16 protein-coding genes are annotated in these 19694 nt (G+C 64.1%); 7 read left to right on the top strand and 9 right to left on the bottom strand.

Going from position 1 to position 19694, the window contains the following annotated elements; genetic code table 11:
* Nucleotides 1–169 precede the first annotated feature (169 nt).
* The 3 genes from FJ428_RS09115 to pncB form a co-directional block, all read right to left on the bottom strand.
* Nucleotides 170–1474 (bottom strand): ABC transporter substrate-binding protein, encoded by a 1305-nt coding sequence (locus FJ428_RS09115; RefSeq protein ID WP_140514345.1) that lies wholly within the window; start codon nt 1472–1474, stop codon nt 170–172.
* A gap of 156 nt (nt 1475–1630) precedes the next feature.
* A complete protein-coding gene (locus FJ428_RS09110) occupies nt 1631–3070 on the bottom strand; it encodes a hypothetical protein (RefSeq protein ID WP_140514347.1) in 1440 nt (479 codons plus the stop codon).
* A 200-nt stretch (nt 3071–3270) separates the two neighbouring features.
* Entirely contained in the window at nt 3271–4575 is a 1305-nt protein-coding gene (gene pncB, locus FJ428_RS09100; RefSeq protein WP_140514349.1) for a nicotinate phosphoribosyltransferase, read from the bottom strand.
* 194 nt (nt 4576–4769) lie between these two features.
* Here pncB and speB point away from each other — a divergent pair, with 194 nt between their 5' ends.
* Nucleotides 4770–5825 (top strand): agmatinase, encoded by a 1056-nt coding sequence (speB, locus tag FJ428_RS09095; protein ID WP_140491375.1) that lies wholly within the window; start codon nt 4770–4772, stop codon nt 5823–5825.
* Nucleotides 5826–5873: 48 nt separating this feature from the next.
* Here the strand turns inward: speB and FJ428_RS09090 are convergent, their stop codons facing one another.
* Nucleotides 5874–7277, bottom strand: a complete 1404-nt coding sequence (locus tag FJ428_RS09090; protein WP_140491373.1) for an MATE family efflux transporter — start codon at nt 7275–7277, stop codon at nt 5874–5876.
* 284 nt (nt 7278–7561) lie between these two features.
* On the opposite strand from FJ428_RS09090, the gene FJ428_RS09085 reads away from it, so the two are divergent.
* From FJ428_RS09085 to ugpC, 6 genes are all read left to right on the top strand, one after another.
* Nucleotides 7562–8479 (top strand): AraC family transcriptional regulator, encoded by a 918-nt coding sequence (locus tag FJ428_RS09085; RefSeq protein ID WP_140554613.1) that lies wholly within the window; start codon nt 7562–7564, stop codon nt 8477–8479.
* Between the two features lie 242 nt (nt 8480–8721).
* Complete coding sequence (locus tag FJ428_RS09080) at nt 8722–9993, top strand: extracellular solute-binding protein (protein WP_140879322.1); 1272 nt, start codon at nt 8722–8724, stop codon at nt 9991–9993.
* Between the two features lie 154 nt (nt 9994–10147).
* Nucleotides 10148–11014 carry a sugar ABC transporter permease gene (locus FJ428_RS09075; RefSeq protein ID WP_140879321.1) on the top strand — a complete coding sequence of 289 codons (867 nt, stop codon included), beginning with the start codon at nt 10148–10150 and terminating at the stop codon, nt 11012–11014.
* Nucleotides 11015–11025: 11 nt separating this feature from the next.
* A complete protein-coding gene (locus tag FJ428_RS09070; RefSeq protein WP_140491365.1) occupies nt 11026–11838 on the top strand; it encodes a carbohydrate ABC transporter permease in 813 nt (270 codons plus the stop codon).
* Nucleotides 11839–11853: 15 nt separating this feature from the next.
* A complete protein-coding gene (locus tag FJ428_RS09065) occupies nt 11854–12900 on the top strand; it encodes an NAD(P)-dependent alcohol dehydrogenase (RefSeq protein ID WP_140879320.1) in 1047 nt (348 codons plus the stop codon).
* A 2-nt stretch (nt 12901–12902) separates the two neighbouring features.
* A complete protein-coding gene (ugpC, locus tag FJ428_RS09060) occupies nt 12903–13991 on the top strand; it encodes a sn-glycerol-3-phosphate ABC transporter ATP-binding protein UgpC (RefSeq protein WP_140491360.1) in 1089 nt (362 codons plus the stop codon).
* Nucleotides 13992–13999: 8 nt separating this feature from the next.
* On the opposite strand, the gene FJ428_RS09055 is transcribed toward ugpC, so the two are convergent.
* The 5 genes from FJ428_RS09055 to FJ428_RS09035 all read right to left on the bottom strand — a co-directional run bounded on the left by FJ428_RS09055 (nt 14000) and on the right by FJ428_RS09035 (nt 19686).
* Nucleotides 14000–15586 (bottom strand): FGGY-family carbohydrate kinase, encoded by a 1587-nt coding sequence (locus FJ428_RS09055; protein WP_140554608.1) that lies wholly within the window; start codon nt 15584–15586, stop codon nt 14000–14002.
* On the bottom strand, nt 15583–16266 hold the full coding sequence (locus FJ428_RS09050) for an HAD family hydrolase (RefSeq protein ID WP_140491356.1): 684 nt from the start codon (nt 16264–16266) through the stop codon (nt 15583–15585). The genes FJ428_RS09055 and FJ428_RS09050 overlap by 4 nt, the downstream gene beginning before the upstream one ends.
* A gap of 9 nt (nt 16267–16275) precedes the next feature.
* Nucleotides 16276–17754, bottom strand: a complete 1479-nt coding sequence (locus FJ428_RS09045) for a mannitol dehydrogenase family protein (protein WP_140879319.1) — start codon at nt 17752–17754, stop codon at nt 16276–16278.
* Nucleotides 17755–17914: 160 nt separating this feature from the next.
* Nucleotides 17915–18685, bottom strand: a complete 771-nt coding sequence (locus tag FJ428_RS09040) for an L-iditol 2-dehydrogenase (protein WP_140879318.1) — start codon at nt 18683–18685, stop codon at nt 17915–17917.
* A complete protein-coding gene (locus FJ428_RS09035; RefSeq protein ID WP_140551584.1) occupies nt 18682–19686 on the bottom strand; it encodes an ABC transporter ATP-binding protein in 1005 nt (334 codons plus the stop codon). Before FJ428_RS09035 ends, FJ428_RS09040 begins: the two co-directional genes overlap by 4 nt.
* Nucleotides 19687–19694: the final 8 nt, after the last annotated feature.

The raw sequence follows: 19694 nt of genomic DNA, 5'->3' as shown, positions 1-19694 counted from the left end.
CGATAGCGCAATCGCGCCCCTTGAGGGGGGTGAGAAGTGGTCCGCGCAGCGGACGGAAAGCCAATTGCTTGGCTTTCCGAACGACGAACGCCCGGAGCGACAGCGAAGGGCCGGGTCCGGCAGGACAGAGGGGGGCGGCTTGGCGCTCACGCTTGTTAGATGGCTAAGCCTACAACGCCTGCGTCGTATAATCCCCCTCGGCCTCGTAAAGCCCGTCCTCGATCTTGGTCTTGTGCACCACCTTGAGCTTGCCGCCGTCGACCTTGGAGATGTTCTGGATGCCGAAGCACTGGTGGATCTTGCCGTTGAAGGTTTTTGGCCCCTGCGGATGCTCCGGACCTTCGGCGAATTCGGTCAGCGCCTCGGTCGCCTCGACCAGCTTGGCGCGGTCTTCCGGGCCCTTGTAGCCGGCGTCTTCCATCGCTTTCTTGACGACGTAGAGCGTCTCCCAGCAGCCGAACATGTGCGCGGCGGTGGAGACATCCTTGGGGTCGCCGACGGCCGCGCCATTGTCGTCGATGCCGACGGCGGCGCGATAGGTCTTCTGCGCCTCGGAATCGTCTGCCTGGGCATAACGCGGCGAGCCTTCCCAGAAATGACTGCCGTCCAGGAATTCGAGCCCGGGGCTGTTGATGTCGACGGCTTCGAGCGAATCGATGAAGCCGAACAGCTGCGGCCGGTTGGAGCCGTAGAACTCGCCAAGCTCCTTGACGAAGGTGAGCACCGCCGGGCCGACCATGACGTGGTAGATCACCTCGGTCTCGGCAGGGATCTGCGGGAAGTATTTGGTGAAGGAGCTCTCCGTCGGTGGAATGGCGATTTGCGCGATGACCTCTGCGCCCTGCGCCTTCAACGCCGGCGGGAGGTAGTCGCGGTGGTCGTAGCCGAAAGCAAAATCGGGGAAGATCTGTGTCACCTTCTTGCCGGCATTGGCCGCGATCCACGGCGCCATCGACTGGATCTGGCTCTTTACGTCGGTGATGCCGGGCTGGAAGACATAGCGGTTGAGCTTGGTCGAGGCGACATGGTGGCCTTCGCTGACGACGAAATAGGGCATCTTGGCTTCGCCGGCGGCGGGTGCCGAGCCGATGACGACATGCGAGAACAAGGTGCCGAAGACGATGTCGGTCTTGTGCTGGGTGGCGAACTTGCCGACCACCTCGGCACCGCGGCCGGGATCGGTGCCGTCATCCTCGATGATGACCTCGACCGGCCGGCCATTGATGCCGCCGGCCGCGTTGATCGCCTTGACCGCCGCGGCCGTGGTCTTCTCGTACCAGCGGCCATAGGCGGCGCCGATGCCGGTTCGGTGCGACTGGAAGCCAATCTTGATCGGGGCGGAGCTTTGCGCCTGGGAGTAGCGGACGAAACCGGGCGCGACCGCCAGGCCGGCGCCGGCGGCCAGACCCTTCAGCGCGGTGCGGCGGGTGAGACCGGCCTTGGAGAGATCGAAAAACCCATTCTTGTCAGTCACGGCAGTTCCCCTGTTTTTGAGTTTTGACCAATGGCTGGAACGTAGCAGACCGCGTCCTGCGGACGGCCGAAATTGCATGTGTACAAACTAAATCACCAAAGTCCGGACACGGCAATGCCGTTTCCCCAGGGGGATCCCGGTTTATTTCCACCGCGTCTAGCCAACGGTCGGCGTGGCGAGCAGCCAGAGGCCGAAGACGGTGTAGGCGATCATCAGCAAGGTGAGCGGAAACTGGCTGAGCGCGGCGCGGGCGGGAACCGGATGCAGGCGTGCGGCGAAGCCGTGGGCGACGAGCACGGCAAGCAGATGACCGAGAATGATGGCACCGGCCTGGATGTTCCACAGCCACCATGCCGAGCCCGCGCCGGCGATGATGCCGGCTTCGATCTGCATGTCGGCGGTGCCGAAAAGGTTCCAGCCGAGCGCAAACGGATCGGACAGTGCCGCAAGCGCATACTGGCCGTCGACCAGCAGCGCCGTCAGGTAATGCGCGATGTGGTAGGCGAGCGCGATCGGCACGATCGACCAGACCAGCAGCCCCGTCGCCTCGCCAAGCCTGTGGCCGTCGCCGGCGAGCTTCTGGCCGACGACCACGGCAAGCAGGAAGACCGCCGCAAGCAGCATGAATGTCAGGACGAGGCCAAAACTGCCACTGCCGATCACCGCCGTGCGGCCGGGGAATTCAAGCGGATTGATGCCGAACAGGCCCAGCCAGAAGAAGGTCTTCGACAGGCCGTCATAGGAAACCGAGGACAGGGCGAGCAGCAGGAAGGCCACGCCGCTTGCCGGCAAAGGCGCGGCGGTCAGCAGCTTGGCGCCCGGCCAGCATAGCGCAAGCCGGCCGCGCTCGTCGCGCACGAGCGGCGCGAAGCGTGCCACCATCGAGAAAAAGACGGTGAGGAATTCGCCGCTACGGGCCCACGCCCCATAACCGAACGACAGCATCGCCAGCAAGGTGAACAACCAGTAGAGGCCGGCGGCCCGGGCCAGCCGTGTCGGATCGTCGGGCGCCGGATCGATGAGCTCGAACCAGGCAAAAGCGAAGAACAGGAGGACAGCCGGCCAGTATCCGAGCCATGATGGAAGGCGCCTGGCCGCTTCACCGCCCCTGCCGGCCAGGCGCGACAGGAGACGCACCGGCCCGTACCAGGGATTGAGCCAGGACCAGAGGTCGCCGAGGAAACCTTGCAGGAGCGTGAAGCCGGCCCACAGCAGTGTCCAGATCACCAGAGGCAGCGGGTTGGAGAGCGGATCGCGGCTGCCGAGAAAACCCGCGGCAATGAGACATGCAAAGCCGGCAAAGGATATCAGGCTGGCAGCGGTGCGGGCATCATCACCCAGTGTGAACAGTGGCAGGCGCCGCCGCCAGAAACGATCGAGCCGATGCGCCGGCAGCAGCGCCAGCACGAGGAAGCTGGCGGCCACGGCGAAAGCGCCGCCGACAAGGTAATAGCCGGTCGGGAGAAGCAGGACGTGGCCGCGGTCCGAGGCGTGGGCGAAGGCTGGGGTGGGTGAGAGGAGCAATAGAGCGATAGGCAAAGATGCTAATGACCGACGACGGCACTCTACGGCGCCCCCCTCTGTCCTGCCGGACATCTCCCCCTCAAGGGGGGAGATTGGCGGTTTCTCTGTCGGCGCTTCCCTTGCAACGCCGGAGGTTCGCGAAGACGAAGATGACCGCATGATCTCCCCCCTTGAGGGGGAGATGTCCGGCAGGACAGAGGAGGGCGCCAAGGAACTCAGCCTATCCGACTTTGCCGTCTCGTATGGCGATGCCGGAAGCACCGGTGGTGCCCTCACACCTTGATCAACTGCTCCACCCGGTCCTTTTCACCGAAGATGCGCAGATACCGCTCGATCTCCTTGAGGTCGCCCGTCGCCTTGGCCGGATTGTCGGAGAGCTTGACCGCTGGCCGGCCGTTGGCCTCGGTCACCTTGCAGACCAGCGATATGGCGTCGAGGCTGTCGGTTGCCGTAGGCGCGCAGCCCTCGAAATCATTGGTCAGGTTCGTGCCCCAGCCGAAGGACATGCGCACCTTGCCCTTGAAGTGGCGGTAGGTCTCCTCGATGGTCTCGACCTCGAGCCCGTCGGAGAAGATCAGCAGCTTCTGCCTGGGGTCCTTGCCCTTCTCGCGCCACCAGGACAGGATCTTCTCGCCGCCCTCGATCGGCGGCGCGCTGTCGGGGCGAAAGCCCGTCCAGTCGGCCACCCAGTCCGGCGCGTCGCGCAGGAAGGAAGCCGTACCGAAGGCGTCGGGCAGCACGATCAGCAAATTGCCGCCATAGTAGCGCTGCCAATCCTGCAGCACCTTGTAGGGCGCCTGTTTCAATTCCTTTTCCGAATTGGCCAGCGCCCCAAGCACCATCGGCAGTTCATGCGCGTTGGTGCCCAGCGCCTCGAGGTCGTTGTCCATGGCCAGAAGCACGTTGGAGGTGCCGGTGAAAGCCTCGCCGATGCCTTCCTTCAGCGCTTCCACGCACCAGCGCTGCCACAGGAAGGAATGGCGCCGGCGCGTGCCGAAGTCGGAAATACGGATGCCGGGCAGCGCCTTCAGCCGTTCGGTCTTGGCCCACATCTTGGCCTTGGCGCGGGCGTAGAGCACGTCGAGCGTGAAAGGCCCGAACGACCGCAAGGCGGCGCGCGAGCGCAATTCGTTGATGATGGCGAGTGCGGGAATCTCCCACAGCGTGGTGTACATCCACGGGCCGCTGAAGGAGAGTTCATACTGCCCGCCGCGCCTGGAAAGCTCGTACTCGGGCAACCGGAAATTCTCCAGCCAGGCCAGGAATTCCGGCTCGAATATCTGCTTGCGGCCATAGAAATTGTTGCCCCCCAGCCAGATCATCTCCTTCTTGGAGAAGCGCAAGGTGCGGGCGTGGTCAAGCTGTTCGCGCAACTCGCCCTCGTCGATCTCCTCGGCCAGCCGCACCGAAGTGGTGCGGTTGATCAGCGAAAAGGTGGCGTCGACCTTGGGGTACATGCCCCAGATCATCTGCAGCATCAGAAGCTTGTAGAAATCCGTGTCCAGCAGGCTGCGCACGATCGGGTCGAGCTTCCAGGTATGGTTGTAGACGCGCCGCGCAATATCGGTCCTGGCCATGTCTCGTTACCGCCTTCGCTGCCTGCCGCCCATGATCGCGACAGGCCTCATAGCATCGAATTGGCAAAAGCGCTGCCCGGTTTCAGGCTGGCCCGACAAAAAGAAAGACCTGCGGCAGCCAACCCGTCCGAACGCAATTGATTTTTCCAAAGCGCTACCGGACACTCCGGAGAAACAGACAGGAGAAAACCGACATGGGTTATGACAGCGGCAAGCTCGACGCGTTGCGCCGCAAATATGGCGAGAGCCATGGCGGCGAGATGTTCGACCCGAAGTTCCGCAAGGTCGCCGACAAGATATTCTCCAAGTCAGGCACGCGGCTGGCGCCCTATTCCGGTATCCCCACCTTCCTCGCCGCACCCTATCGCGAAATATCGGCCGACAACCCGGATTTCGGCGATTTGCAGGTGGCGATAACAGGCGTGCCGATGGATCTCGGCGTCACCAACCGGCCGGGCTCCCGCTTCGGGCCGCGGGCGCTGCGCGCCATCGAGCGCATCGGCCCCTACAATCACGTGCTGGAATGCGCACCGACGCATGAGCTCAGGGTCGCCGACATCGGCGACGTGCCGTTCCAGAGCCGCTACCGACTCGAGACCTGCCATGAGGACATCGAGCGCCGCACCAACCAGATCGTCGATGCCGGCGTCATTCCATTGTCGGTCGGCGGCGACCATTCGATCAGCCATCCGATCCTGAAGGCCGTCGGCAAGAAGGCCCCGGTCGGCCTCATCCACATCGACGCCCATTGCGATACAAGCGGCTTGTTCGACATGACCAAGTTTCACCATGGTGGCCCGTTCCGCAACGCGGTGCTCGATGGCGTGCTCGACCCGACGCGCACCATCCAGATCGGCATCCGTGGCTCGGCCGAATATCTGTGGGAGTTCACCTACGAATCCGGCATGACCGTGATCCATGCCGAGGAGGTGACCGGCCTCGGTATCCCCGCCATCATCGAGAAGGCGCGCAGAATAGTCGGCGACGGACCGACCTATGTCTCCTTCGACATCGACAGCGTCGATCCGGCCTTCGCGCCGGGCACCGGCACGCCGGAAGTCGGCGGCCTGACGACTCGGGAAGTGCTCGAACTGCTGCGTGGCCTCAAAGGCCTCAACATCGTCGGCGGCGACGTGGTCGAGGTGGCGCCGCAATATGATGCGACCACCAACACCGCGCATGCCGGCGCCCAGGTGCTGTTCGAAATACTGAGCCTGATGGTGTTCAGCCCGGCGCTCAAAAACAGCTGACGCCGACAATGACGGAAAGGCCACCGGACAACCCGGCGGCCCTCTGCATCAGTGTTCGAACACCAGCGGCGGCGCGAGGCGATCCCGCCGTAGCCAGCGCGCCAGAAGCAGCGCCGCCACCACCGCCAGTCCGCTGGACAGCCCGATCCAGATGCCGACGCCATGGAAGCCGAACGGGAAGGCGAGCAGCACGCCCAGCGGCAGGCCGACGCCCCAGTAGCCGATGGCGGCATAGATCATCGGCACCTTGGTGTCGTGCAGGCCGCGCAGCATGCCGGCGGCAACCGCTTGCGCGCCGTCGAAGACCTGGAACAGGGCCGCGAAGACCAGGAACGATACGGCAAGCGTGATCACCCTGGCATTGGCCGGATTGGTCAGATCGATGAAGGCGCTGATCAGGAGATGCGGCCACAGGATCATTACCAGGCCCATCAGGGCCATGAACGAGACGCCGATGACGAAGGCGGTCCAGCCGGCGCGCGAGACGCCTTCCGGATTGCCGGCGCCATGCGCAAGCCCGACGCGCACCGTCACCGCCTGGTTGAGACCGAGCGGCACCATGAAGGAGATCGAGGCGATCTGGATGGCGATGGCGTGCGCGGCAAGCGAATCCGCGTCGATCAGGCCCATCAGCAGCGCCGCGGCGTTGAAGATCGTCACCTCGAAAGCGAGGATGCCCGCGATCGGCAGGCCGAGCCGCAGCAGGCCCTTGAAGCGCGGCCAGTCGGACCGCCAGAAGCGGCCGAACAGATGATAGCGCCTGAATTTCTTCTCCCACATCACCACGGCGGCCATGCCGACGAACATCAGCGTTGAGGACAGCGAGGTGGCAAGGCCCGAGCCTGATATGCCCATGGCCGGAACACCGAGATTGCCGAACATGAACACCCAGTTGAAGAGCGCGTTGCAGGCGACGGCGACAAAGACGATTATCAATGCCCAGCCCGGCCGCTCCAGCGCCGAGATGAAGGAACGCAGCACAATATAGCCGTAGAAGGGCAGCACCGCCCATTCCAGCCAGCGCAGGTAGATGCCGGCGCTATGCGCCAGAGCGGGCTCCTGGCCCATGGCGAGCAGCACGTTCTCGCCGTGCCAGAGGAAGATCCAGATCGGGATGCAGATGAGGATCGCCAGCCACAGGCCCTGGCGCACGGTGCGGCGCAGGTCGCGCACCGAATGACGGCGGCGGCCGAGCTCGGTCGCCATCATCGGCGAGGTCGCCAGCATCAGGCCGAGGCCGAAGATCAGCGGCATGAAATAGAGATTGGCGCCAAGCGCGCCGCTGGCCAGCGTGTCCGCACCCAGCCTGCCCATCATCATGACGTCGGTGGCCGTCATGGCGGTCTGGCCGAGATTGGTCAGCACCATGGGCCAGGCGAGCGCCAAAGTCGCCCTGATTTCCTGACGCCAAAGATTTTCCGGCGCGCGAGCGCCGGCTTCGATCGCAGACATTATTCCGCTCTTTCAAGGTTGCGGCGCATCGGCAAAAAAGCCGGAAGCCGCATTGCAAACGGCGAGACCTTCGGTTTCGCGGCGTTTACGTCAGCTTTTGTACGAAACGCGACATGAAGGCAAGGGAGGAGGGGCGGGAACGGATTGATCCAGTCGGATCGCCGATGACGCTGAAGCCTCGTGACCGACGCTCTCCGACGGCCCATTTCACACATGGCCCCAAGGCTGCTACGCATTGCAAGGACGAGCGAGGTGCCACGGAACCCAAATTTGCAGGAGGCAGGATGCAGTTCAGGCGCAGAAGGAATCCGGTTGCGACGCTTCGCACGGCGCCGGCCTTCGAACATATCGTCACCGAGGCGAGCGACAGTTTCCTGTGGCGGCTGGACGACTATCCCTGGGAGCGCAATGTCTGGAATTTCCATCCGGAGTACGAAATCCACCTCTTGCGAAAATCCTCCGGTGTGGTGCTGGTCGGCGACCACATCGGCGAGTTCGGGCCGGGTTATCTGACCATCGTCGGCGGCGGGCTGCCGCATGATTGGGTGACGGCGGTGCAGCCGGGCGAGCTGATCGAAGGCCGCGACATCGTCCTCCAGTTCGATGCCGAGAGGCTGCGCGGCTCGGCTGGCCTGTTGCCCGAACTGCGCGAACTGGAGCCGTTCCTGGAGCGGTCGCTGCGCGGTATGGTTTTTCATGGCCGCACGGCATTGGAAGGCGCCGAGCTGATGGAACGGATGGGGGAGGCCAGCGGGCTAACCAGGTTCTGCCTGTTCCTGAATCTCGTCGATCTCCTCGCCAGGACCGACGAATACGAGCTGTTGTCCTCGCCGGATTTCTCCCCGGTTCTGGATGCCGCCTCGCTCGACATCATCCAGCGCACGCTGACCTATCTGTTCCAGCATTTCGCCGAGGATCTGAAGCTGCCTGATGTGGCGGCGCTCGCGGGAATGACCGAGAGCACATTCTCGCGCTTCTTCCAGAAGAACACCGGCAATTCCTTCAGTGACCACCTTGCCAAGCTGAGGCTCTGGCAGGCCTGCAAGCTGCTGGCCGATACCGATATTCCGATCACCGACATCTGTTTCCAGGTCGGCTACATGAACATCTCCAATTTCAACCGCGCCTTCATGCGCAAGCACAAGATGACGCCGTCATCCTATCGCAAGCTGTCGCGGCAGCGGCTGGCGATGCGCGCGTAAGCACGCCCTAAAAACCACCGCCCCCGAGTCCGATCGATACTCATGTGAGATTGGCCGCAACCGGATGCCGGTTTTTGCGCCGCACAATGCATAAAAGTACAGGTCTTCTGCAACGGGGCTTCTAGCGCGAGCCGCTGCAACTCCGCATTTTGGCGATGGGTGGCAAGTCGCTCGGGCGATGGTGAGGATCGCGCAACCCGAGGACGTCCGCTTCCTGCGACGTGTTCCTGGAGGAGAAAATAATGAAACCAATTCGGCTCGCTGCCAGCCTTGGTGCAGCTTTCATGCTTTCCGCTACCGTTTCAACCATCGCTTTGGCGCAGGCGCCGGTCTGCTCGGCGCCGGTCAAGGTGCTGGCGCAACCACGTGACGGCCTGACGCTTCTGGAGGACTCCAAGGCCGAGTTCGAGAAGCTTGCCGGCGCCGGCTTCCAGATCGATTACCTCAACGAGAACGACCGCCGCGCAAAATCGCGCGCCGACGCGTCGACGGTCGGCAACTACAACGTCTACTATGTCGACGAAGCCAATGTCGCGCTGTTCGCTTCCTCGAAATGGATCGTGCCGCTGGCCGACTATTATCCGGCCGACTACGACTATGCCGACTTCGACCCCGGCCGCCAGAAGGTCGCCACCTATGACGGCAAGGTCTGGTTCGCACCGCTGACCGGCGGCGGCGACCTGATGGTCTACCGCAAGGACGTGCTGGAGGCCGCCGGCATCCAGCCGCCGAAGACGCTCGACGAGCTGATCGCCGACGTGCCGAAGCTGACCAATCCGGACAAGGGCATGTATGGCATCGCGCTGCGCGGCGCGCGCGGTTCGGGCGCCAATGTCTGGCGCTGGATGCCCTTCTTCAAGGCCTATGGCGGCCAGTGGTTCGACGGTGACAAGCCGGCCTTCAATTCGGATGCCGCGGTCAAGGCGACCGAGACCTACCTGAAACTGTTCAAGGATTCGGCGCCCGGCACGCAGACCGGCAGCTGGGATGAATCGACCGGCGCCTTCCTGTCGGGCCAGGTCGCGATCCTGGTCGAATCGACGCCGCTGTCGGGCATGGCGGTCGACCCGAAGACCTCGCAGGTCGTCGGCAACATCGGCTTCCTGCCGCCGCCGTCGCCACTGCCGGGCGGCGGTTACGGCCATGGCCTCGCCATCGCGGCGAAGGCCAATGCCGACGACGCCTCGAAGAAATGCGCCGGACTGTTCATCGCCTGGGCAACATCGAAGGAAAACGAGAAGCGCCGGCTCGACGCCCACCAGTTCGGCGAGCTGAACCGCACCAGCATCCTCGCCAGCAAGGAATTCGCCGGCATCTACGGCGCCGATCTCGGCCAGGCACTGGCCGAAACCGGCAAGGTCACGGCGGTCAATTTCTGGCAGGACCCGCGCTGGCCCGATCTCGGCGACCGCTGGGGCATCATCCTCGAGGAACTGGTCACCGGCACCCGCACCGATATCAAGGGCGGCCTCAACGAACTCGAGGCCTATGCCAACGAGCTGGTGAAGAAATAAGCCATCCTCCCCCTGCGGCGCGCGGTCCACGGCATTCGGTGGAGCGCCGGAACCTGTGCGCCGCAGGTCTTGGTTCATCATTGCGGTTTGAGTCAGCCTTCGCGCGAAAGGTCAGTCATGCTCAATCATTCGAGACGCAGCAGAGATTAGACAGATGCCGCGACGCTCATCCCTGCCGGTCACCTTCGTCGTGCCGACACTCGCCATCCTTCTGGTGCTGTCGATGGTGCCGACGCTCTACGCGGTCGTCATCGCCCTGCAGAACCGTGAACTCAGCTCGACAGCCTATTCCTATGTCTGGTTCTCGAACTTCGCCGACCTGTTCGCCGACCGCCGCTTTCTCAACGCCGTCTGGGTGTCGGTGAAATGGGAATTCGTCACGGTCATCGCGACAATGACGGTCGCCATCGGACTGGGCGTCCTGATGTTCGAGGTCGCCTCGCCGCGCCTTCGCAACGTCTATTGCTTGCTGTTCATCATCCCGGTCCTGCTGCCGCGCGTCTCGGCGGCCTTCGTCTGGAAGTTCGCCTACCATCCGCTCTACGGCATCGCCACTTACCCCTACCGGCTGCTGACCGGTGGGCTGATCTTCGATCCGCTGTCCAAGCCGTCGACGGCGTTGTTGGCGGTCGCATCGGTCGATGTCTGGCAATGGGGCCTGTTCTTCGCCGTCATCGTGCTGAAGCTCCTGGAAACGCTGCCGCCGCAGCCGATCGAGGCGGCCCGGCTCGACCATGCCAAACGCTGGCAGATCCACGCCTATGTGACCTTGCCGATGCTGAAGGCGCCGCTGGTCAGCCTGATGTTCGTCAAGATGATCGAATCGCTGCGCTCCTTCGATCTGATCTATGTGATGACCCGCGGCGGTCCGGGCGTGGCAACCGAGACGCTCGACATGTACGCCTTCTCGCAAGGCTTCATCGAGTCCGGCAAGGTCTCTTACGCCTCGGCGATGGCGGTGCTGATGATGATCGCCACGGTCATCACCTTCACCATGCTGTGGAGGCGGGTGCAGGCATGAGGTCATATCGCATGAGACCTGGCCGCCTGATCGGCAAGACCGTGCTGGCGTTTGCCGGTTTCATGGCCGTGTTTCCGTTGCTCTGGACGGCGCTCAATTCGCTGAAGAACAATGTCGACATCATCACCCGCGTCCCGCGCCTGGTGTTCACGCCGACGCTGGCCAACATCAGCTATATCGTCGGCCGCGACAGCGTCATGACCGGCCTCTACAATTCGGTCGTCGCCTGCGGTTGCGCGGTGCTGATCGGCGTGGTGCTCGGCCTGCCGGCGGCTTACGCGGTGGCGCGCTACCCGAACCGCTGGGCCGGCGACATCCAGTTCTTCGTTTTGTCGCTTCGCTTCCTGCCGCCGGTGGCGGTCGCCATCCCGCTGATGGTGATCTGGCTTCAGCTCGGGCTTTACGACACGCTCGCCGCGCTGATCGTCACCTATTGCCTGCTCACCATCTCGGTGATCATGTGGCTCGCCATTCCTGCCTTCCAGGCCGTGCCGAAGGAGGTCGAGGAAGCCGCCTTCGTCGATGGCTACGGCGCCTATTCGGTGTTCTGGAGGATTGCGCTGCCGGTCGCGGCGCGTTCGCTGATCGGTGCGGTGGCTTTCAGTTTCGTGCTGGTCTGGAACGAGTTCCTGATCGCGCTGATGCTGTCGAGCTCCAACGCCAAGACCTTGCCGATCGTCGCCTCGGAACTCTCCCAGCAAGGCATGAACGTGCCATGGGGAATCCTGAACGCCTCGGTCGTGCTTCTGTCGCTGCCGCCGCTGTTGTTTCTCGGCGTGCTCAGCGGCTTCCTGAATTCCGTTTTCCGGCAAAAAAAGACTTGAAGCGAGGACGACACGATGCGGGCACTGGTGCTTGAGAAAAAGGGCGAGCTGTCGCTGCGCGAAATCGCGTTGCCGCTCGAGGTCGGGCCGGACGACGTCAGGATCGCCATCCACACGGTCGGCGTCTGCGGTAGCGACGTGCATTACTACACCCATGGCGCCATCGGCAGTTATGTCGTGCGCGCGCCGATGGTGCTCGGCCACGAAGCGTCCGGAACGATCGTCGAGATCGGCGCCAATGTCCGGACGCTGAAGGTCGGCGATCGCGTCTGCATGGAACCGGGCGTACCGAACCTGTCGTCGCGGGCGACAAAACTCGGCATCTACAATGTCGACCCGGACGTCACCTTCTGGGCGACGCCGCCGGTGCACGGCATTCTGGCGCCGCGAGCCGTGCATCCGGCGGCGTTCACCTACAGGCTGCCCGACAACGTCTCCTTCGCCGAAGGGGCGATGGTCGAACCTTTCGCCATCGGCATGCAGGCGGCGGCGCGCGCGCGCATCGTTCCGGGTGACGTGGCGGCTGTCGTCGGCTGTGGCCCGATCGGCATCATGATCGCGCTGGCCGCCCTGGCCGGTGGTTGCTCGAAAGTGCTGATTTCCGACTTCTCCGCGCCCAAGCTCGAAATTGCCGGGCGCTATCCCGGCGTCGTTCCGGTCAACATGGGCGAGCAGCCGCTGGTCGATGCGGTGCGCGCGGCCACCGACGGCTGGGGTGCGGACATCGTCTTCGAGGCCAGCGGCAGCCCCAAGGCCTTCGCTGATTTGTTCGACGTCGTGCGCCCTGGCGGCGCGGTGGTGCTCGTCGGGCTGCCGGTGGAGCCGGTAGCGCTCAACGTGCCGGCGGCCATATCGAAGGAAGTCCGCATCGAAACCGTGTTCCGCTATGCCAACATCTTCGACCGCGCCTTGCAGCTCATCGCTTCCGGCAAGGTCGATCTCAAGCCGCTGATCACCGGCACCTATCCCTTCTCCGACAGCATCGAGGCTTTCGAGCGGGCGGCGGCAGCGCATCCGCAGGACGTCAAGCTGCAGATCCTGCTCAGCGGCGAAAAGGGCTGACCATGTCCGCGATCACCTGTTCCCATGTCGACAAGGCCTATGGCACCACGACGGTCATCCGCGACCTCAATCTCTCGATCGAGGAGCACGAGTTCGTCGTGTTCCTCGGCCCGTCCGGCTGTGGCAAGTCGACCTTGCTGCGCATGTTGGCGGGGCTGGAGGACATCAGCGGCGGCGAGGTCTCGATCGGCGGCAAGGTGGTCAACGATCTCGATCCGGGCGACCGCGGCATCGCCATGGTGTTCCAGAACTATGCCCTTTACCCGCACATGACGATCTTCGACAACATCGCCTTCGGGCTGCGGCGCCAGAAAGTGCCGGCGGCCGAGATCCAGAAGCGGGTCGAAGCGGTGTCGAGGACGCTCGGGCTGGAACCCTATCTCGGCCGCAAGCCGGCCGAGCTTTCCGGCGGCCAGCAGCAGCGCGTGGCGATCGCGCGCGCCATGATCAAGACGCCGAAAGTCTTCCTGTTCGACGAGCCGCTGTCCAATCTCGACGCCAAGCTGCGCAACCACATGCGCGTCGAGATCGCGCGGCTGCACCAGTCGCTGAAGACAACCACCGTCTATGTCACCCATGACCAGCTCGAAGCGATGACGCTCGCCGACCGCATCGTGCTGCTCAAGGACGGCGTCATCGAGCAGGTCGGCTCGCCGGCGGAAATCTACGAGCGGCCGGGCAATCTGTTCGTTGCCGGCTTCATCGGCACGCCGAACATGAATTTCATCGATGTGACGGTGGCCCGGAAAGAAAATGGCTGGACGCTGACCAATGGCGGAACTGTCTTCACCCTCGACGGCTCGCGCTTCAAGCTACAACATGGCGAGCAGGCGGTGCTTGGCATCAGGCCTCCGGATCTCAAGCCCGCGACCCCCGGCAGCGCCGGAAATTTCCTGGCGGGAACGGCCGATCTCATCGAGTTTCATGGCAACGATGCACTGGTGACATTCGCTCTTGGCGGCAAGGAGATCAGCGCACTCGTTCCCAGCCGCGTCTGCCCAACTATCCGCAGCGATGTCCGCTATACGTTTGACGAATCGGATATGCACCTGTTCGATGCCAAGTCCGGCCTATCCTTGTTGACACGGTAAGGCGCGTTCTACTGGATCGCGTCGAGCGCCTGGCGTTGCCGGTGCATCTCCAGGAAAATCCGGTAGTCGCGATCGAAGCGGGCGCCGGCGGCCGGGTTGGCGGCGCGGGTCCTGCCGCCCTGCTGCATGGCCAGACAGGCCGCATTGAGGTCGGGGAAAAGCCCGGCGGCCGTCGCCGCCACCATGCCTGTGCCAAGCAACACCGCCTCGTCCGCCAGCGGCTCGACCACCGTGCAGCCGGTGGCGTCGGCATAGAGTTCCATCAAGAGGGGATTTTTGGTGTGGCCGCCGGTGACATGCAGCGTGTCGATGAGATAGCCGTTCTCGTTCAGCGCTTCCAGCACATGGCGCACGCCGAGCGCGATGCCCACGGCGGTGCGCCAGTAAAGTCGGCACAGGCTGTCGAAGGAGGAATCCAGCGTAAGCCCGCTGACCACGCCGACCGCATGCGGGTCGGCGAGCGGCGAGCGGTTGCCGTGAAAGTCGGGCAGCACATGCAGCCGGCCGGCAAGGGCGTCGCCCTCCGCCGCGCGCAGCTCGGCGACGCGGCTTGCAATCCTCGCATGCATAGCCGCGTTCGGCTCGCCGCCCGCGCCGTGCCAGCGGATGATGTGGTCGAGCAGGGCGCCGGTGGCCGACTGGCCGCCTTCCGACAGCCACAGCTTCGGCAGAGCGGCGCCGTAGTATGGCCCCCAGACCCCGGCGAAGGGCTGCGGATCGGGTGACATCGCCATGACGCAGGAGGATGTGCCGGCGATCAGCGCCAAATGACGGCCGATATTCCGCTCGTCGCCGGCAAACCCGCCGAGCACGCCAAGCGCACCGGCATAGGCATCGATCACCCCGGCGCCGACCCGGCATGTCTCCGTCAGGCCGAGCTCCGCCGCTGCTTGCGCGCTCAAAGAGCCGATGTAAGCGCCGACCGGACTGGCCCTTTCGGGCAGATTGCCGTGCTCGAAGAGGTCGCCGAGGCCGACGAGTTCGAAGAAATCGCGCTGCCATGCGGGTTCCCGGTGCGCCAGATAGGTCCATTTGGCGGTCAGCGTGCACTGCGAGCGGGCCAGCGACCCCGTCGCCTGCCAGGTCAGGAAGTCGGTAAGGTCGAATAGATAGCCGGCTTCATTCCAAGTCTTCGGCAGGTTTCGCTTCAGCCACATCAGCTTCGGCGTCGCCATTTCCGGCGACATGACGCCGCCGATATAGTTGAGCACCTCATGGCCGCTCGCCGTGCATTCGTCGGCCTCGGCGATGGCGCGGTGATCGAGCCAGACGATGGTGTCCCAGCGCTCCTCTCCGGTCACCGAAACGCTGAGCTGGCCGCCTTGCCTGTCGCGCACGACCAGCGAGCAGGTGGCATCGAAGGAAATGCCGGCAATGTCCTCGGCGGCAACACCGGATTTTTCGCGGGCCGCACGCACCGCGGCGCACACGGCTGACCAGATATCGCGAGAATCATGCTCGGCGTGATCGGCTTTCGGCTGGTGCATGGCGATCGGGTGCTCGGCGCGGCCGAGCAAGGTGCCACTGGTGTCGAGAATGCCCGCGCGGGCGCTCCCGGTGCCGACATCGACCGCGCAAACGAACTGTTTCGTCAAGATGCTCTGTCTCTCGCTCCCAGGCCTGCAATCAGATCGGGCAATTGCAGCATGTCAGCGAATATAAAGTCCGGCTCACTCGACGCAAGCCGCGCTTTCAGGGCAGGGTTGCCGGCATGCGCGCCGCCGGTGAAGGCGAACACGCGCATATCAGCCGCCCGCGCCGCCGCGACGCCGGCGGGGCTGTCCTCGATCACCAGGCATTTGCGCGGATGCGCCCGCATCGAGGCGGCGGCATGAAGGAACAGGTCGGGCGCCGGCTTGCCCCTGGCCACCATGCCGGCACTGAACAGATGCGGCTCCATCAATCCGAGCAATCCGGTGACGTCGAGCGCGTAGCGGATGCGGTCGAGCGTGCCCGAGGAGGCGACGCAGAACGGCAAGCCAAGCCTCGGCAGCACTTCCTTGACGCCGGCGATCGGCTTCAGCTCCTCGCGGAATTTGCGCATTAATTCGACGCGCATCGTGGTCAGGTGCTGATCGGTGATGGGAAGGCCGAAGTCGCGGGCGAGGATCTCGCGCACGCTCTTCATGCTCTTGCCGAGGAAATGCTCGTAGGCCGTGTCTTCGCCAATGCTGCCGCCGGCAAGCGCAATCATGCCGAGCAGCGCCGAGACCGACAGCGCCTCGCTGTCCACCAGCACGCCGTCGCAGTCGAAGATGACCAGTTCCGGCGCCATGATCCCGTTTCAGAGCTTGCCGGCGAGGTAGCGCGTCAGCGTGGCGCGCGTGCCATCCGTCCACAGCAGGTTCAATGCATGCGCGAAAGCCTCGACGAACGCGGTGGCGCGCCCGACATCGCCATAGATGTCTTCCATCGCAAGCCAGGCGGCGGGCGCGTCCTTTGCCGCCTTTGCCGTCGCCTGCAAGCGGTCCCAGTTCGGATCGTTGGGCTCGATGACCGCGCCGCTGTCCGTCGTGCCGAAGCAGTAGCGGCACCACAGCGCCGATTCAAGTGCCAGGCCGGCGACGCTCTTTCCCGCCTTCAAGCGGTCGGCGATGGTCGGGATGATGAATTTCGGCTGGCGATTGGAACCGTCGAGACAGAGCCGGCGCACCGTGTCGCCGATCTTGGGGTTGGAAAAGCGCTTTTCGATGAGCTGGTAATAATCCTCCAGGACCGTGTCTGGCACCGGCGGTACGGTCGGAATGATTTCGTCATGCTCGAGCTTGTCGAGAAAGCCGCGCACCAGCGGCTCCTGCATCGCCTCATGCACGAAATGGATGTCCATCAGCCCGGCCGGATAGGCGATGGTGGCATGGCCGCCATTGAGGATGCGGATCTTCATCAGCTCGTAGGGCGCGACGTCTTTGACGAACTGCACGCCGACCTTTTCAAGCGGCGGCCGGCCGTCGGTGAAATGGTCTTCCAGCACCCATTGCCGGAAGGGTTCGCAAAAGACAGGCCAATTGTCCTCGACGCCGAAATCCTTGGCCAGGATCGCGCGTTCGCGGTCCGACGTGGCCGGCGTGATGCGGTCGACCATCGCGTTCGGGAAAGCGACATTGCCGCCGACCCAGGCCGCCAGATCCTCGTCGATCAGGCGGGCCAACCCGATGACGCCATCCGACGTGACATGGCCGTTGTGGGGAATGTTGTCGCAGGACATCACCGTGAACGGTGCGATGCCATCGCCGCGCCGCCGCACCAGGCCGGCGAGGATGATGCCGAACACGGTCTTCGGCGTCGCGCCCGGCTGCGCATCGGCGACGATATCGGGATGCGTCGGGTTGAACACGCCGGAGGCAGGATCGATGAAATAGCCGCCTTCGGTGATGGTCAGCGACACGATCTTGATCGCCGGATCGGCCAGCCGTTCGATGATGGCGGCGGCATCGCCCGGCGTCAGGAAGTCGATCATGGCGCCGGTGACGCGGGCGCTCATATGACCCTCGTCCTGCTCGACCACCGTCGTCAGCCAGTCCTGCTCTTCCAGTTTGCCGCGGCCGATCGTCTCGCCCTCGAACACGCCGGCGCCGACCAGCGCCCAGTCGTGGCCGACGCCCGAATTGAACAGCTCGTCGAGATAGACGGCCTGGTGCGAGCGATGGAAGTTGCCGACGCCGAAATGCACGATGCCGGCCTTCAGCGCTGCGCGGTCGTATTTCGGACCTGCGACCCTGGCGGGCAGGTTGGCGAGATTGGCGGAAGAGAGTTTCACGGTCATCTGTTTACCCTTTGGCCGGGTTGCGGCCTTCGTTACCCTTCTCTCCCCTTCACCGGGAGAGGGTAGGAAGCGGCACATGCCTTCCGAGGCGATGCGGCCGCCACCTTGATGTTGGCCTCTTCTCCCCGCGGAGGCACGGGGAGAAGAGGCCGCCCCCGCCTCAACTCATCCACTGGCCGCCATCGACATTGTAGGTCTGGGCGACGATATATTCGGCTTCGTCGCTGGCCAGGAACACGGCCATGCCGGCGAGGTCCTCCGGTCTGCCCATGCGGCCGTAAGGCACGCCTTCGCCGACCAGTCTTTTCTTTTCGCCCTTGGGCCGGTTTTCGTATTTGGCGAACAGCGCGTCGACCTGGTCCCACATGTCGCTGTCGACGACGCCAGGCGCGATGCCGTTGACGTTGATGCCGTGCTTGATCAGGTCGAGCCCGGCCGACTGGGTCAGTGAAATGACCGCCGCCTTGCTGGCGCAGTAGACCGCGACCAGCGCTTCGCCGCGCCGCCCGGCCTGGCTCGCCATGTTGATGATCCTGCCGCCCTTTCCCCGCGTGATCATCGAGCGCGCCGCCGCCTGCAGCATGAACAGCGTGCCGGCGACATTGACCGAGAACAGTTTTTCATAGCTCGCCCGCGAGATCTCGACGATCGGCGCAAGGTCAAAGATCGCGGCGTTGTTGATCAGTATGTCCAGGCCGCCGGTCCTGGTTTCCACCGCCTGCACCGCGGCATCGATGGAGGCCTGGTCCGTGACGTCGAGCTTCACCGCGTAGGCCTTGCCGCCGATCCCGGCGGCCGTCTTTTGCGCAGCCCCGAGGTCAATGTCGGCAATCGCCACGATAGCGCCCTCACGGGCATAGGCTTCGGCGAAGGCCTTGCCGATGCCGCGCGCCGACCCGGTGATCAGCGCCGATTTGCCTTTCAGCCTCACGGCGCCAATGCCTTGCCGTCGGGGCCGAAGCGATGCAGCTTGGCCTTGTCGGGGGTGAGATAAATGCTGTCGCCATGGTGGACGCTGAGTTCGCCGTCGGCGCGCACCGTCAGCGGGCCGACACCGTCGGCCTGGACATGCAGGAAGGTGTCGGATCCCAGGTGTTCGGCGACACCGACTGTTGCCTTCCAATCGCCCGCCGTGGTCGAGATCGCCATGTGCTCGGGCCGGATGCCGATGGTCTTGGCGCCGTACTTCGCCGCCGGGGCGCCTTCGATCAGGTTCATTTTCGGCGAGCCGATGAAGCCGGCGACGAACAGGTTCTTCGGCGTCTTGTAGAGCTCCATCGGCGAGCCAACCTGTTCGACATTTCCAGCATTCAGCACGACGATCTTGTCGGCCATGGTCATCGCCTCGACCTGGTCGTGGGTGACGTAGATCATCGTCGTCTTGAGCTGGTGGTGCAGTTCGCTGATCTCCAGCCGCATCGTGCCGCGCAGTGCCGCGTCGAGGTTGGACAAGGGTTCATCGAACAGGAAGGCCGAAGGCTGGCGCACGATGGCGCGGCCGATGGCGACGCGCTGGCGCTGGCCGCCGGAAAGCTGGCCGGGGCGGCGCTCCAGATAATTGGTGAGGTTGAGCACGCGCGCGGCGTCCTTCACCTTCCTGTCGATGGTCGCCTGGTCCTCACCCGCCATCTTCAGCGGAAAGGCGATGTTCTTGGCCACCGTCATGTGCGGGTAGAGCGCATAGGACTGGAACACCATGGCAAGCTTGCGCTTGGCCGGCGCCTCGCCGGTGACGTCGCGACCGTCAATGTTGATGGTGCCGCCGCTGGTGTCCTCCAGGCCGGCGATCAGGCGCAGCAGCGTGGACTTGCCGCAGCCCGACGGGCCGACGAAGACGACGAACTCGCCGTCCTCGATGACGAGATCGATGTTCGGAATGATCGACGTCGAGCCGAAGGATTTCGAGACGTTCTTGAGCGTGATATTTCCCATGCTTTCCT

Source organism: Mesorhizobium sp. B2-8-1, assembly GCF_006440955.1.
GTDB lineage: Bacteria > Pseudomonadota > Alphaproteobacteria > Rhizobiales > Rhizobiaceae > Mesorhizobium.
The sequence above is the reverse complement of the archived record's forward strand: the minus strand, read 5'-3'. Positions and strand labels throughout refer to the sequence as shown.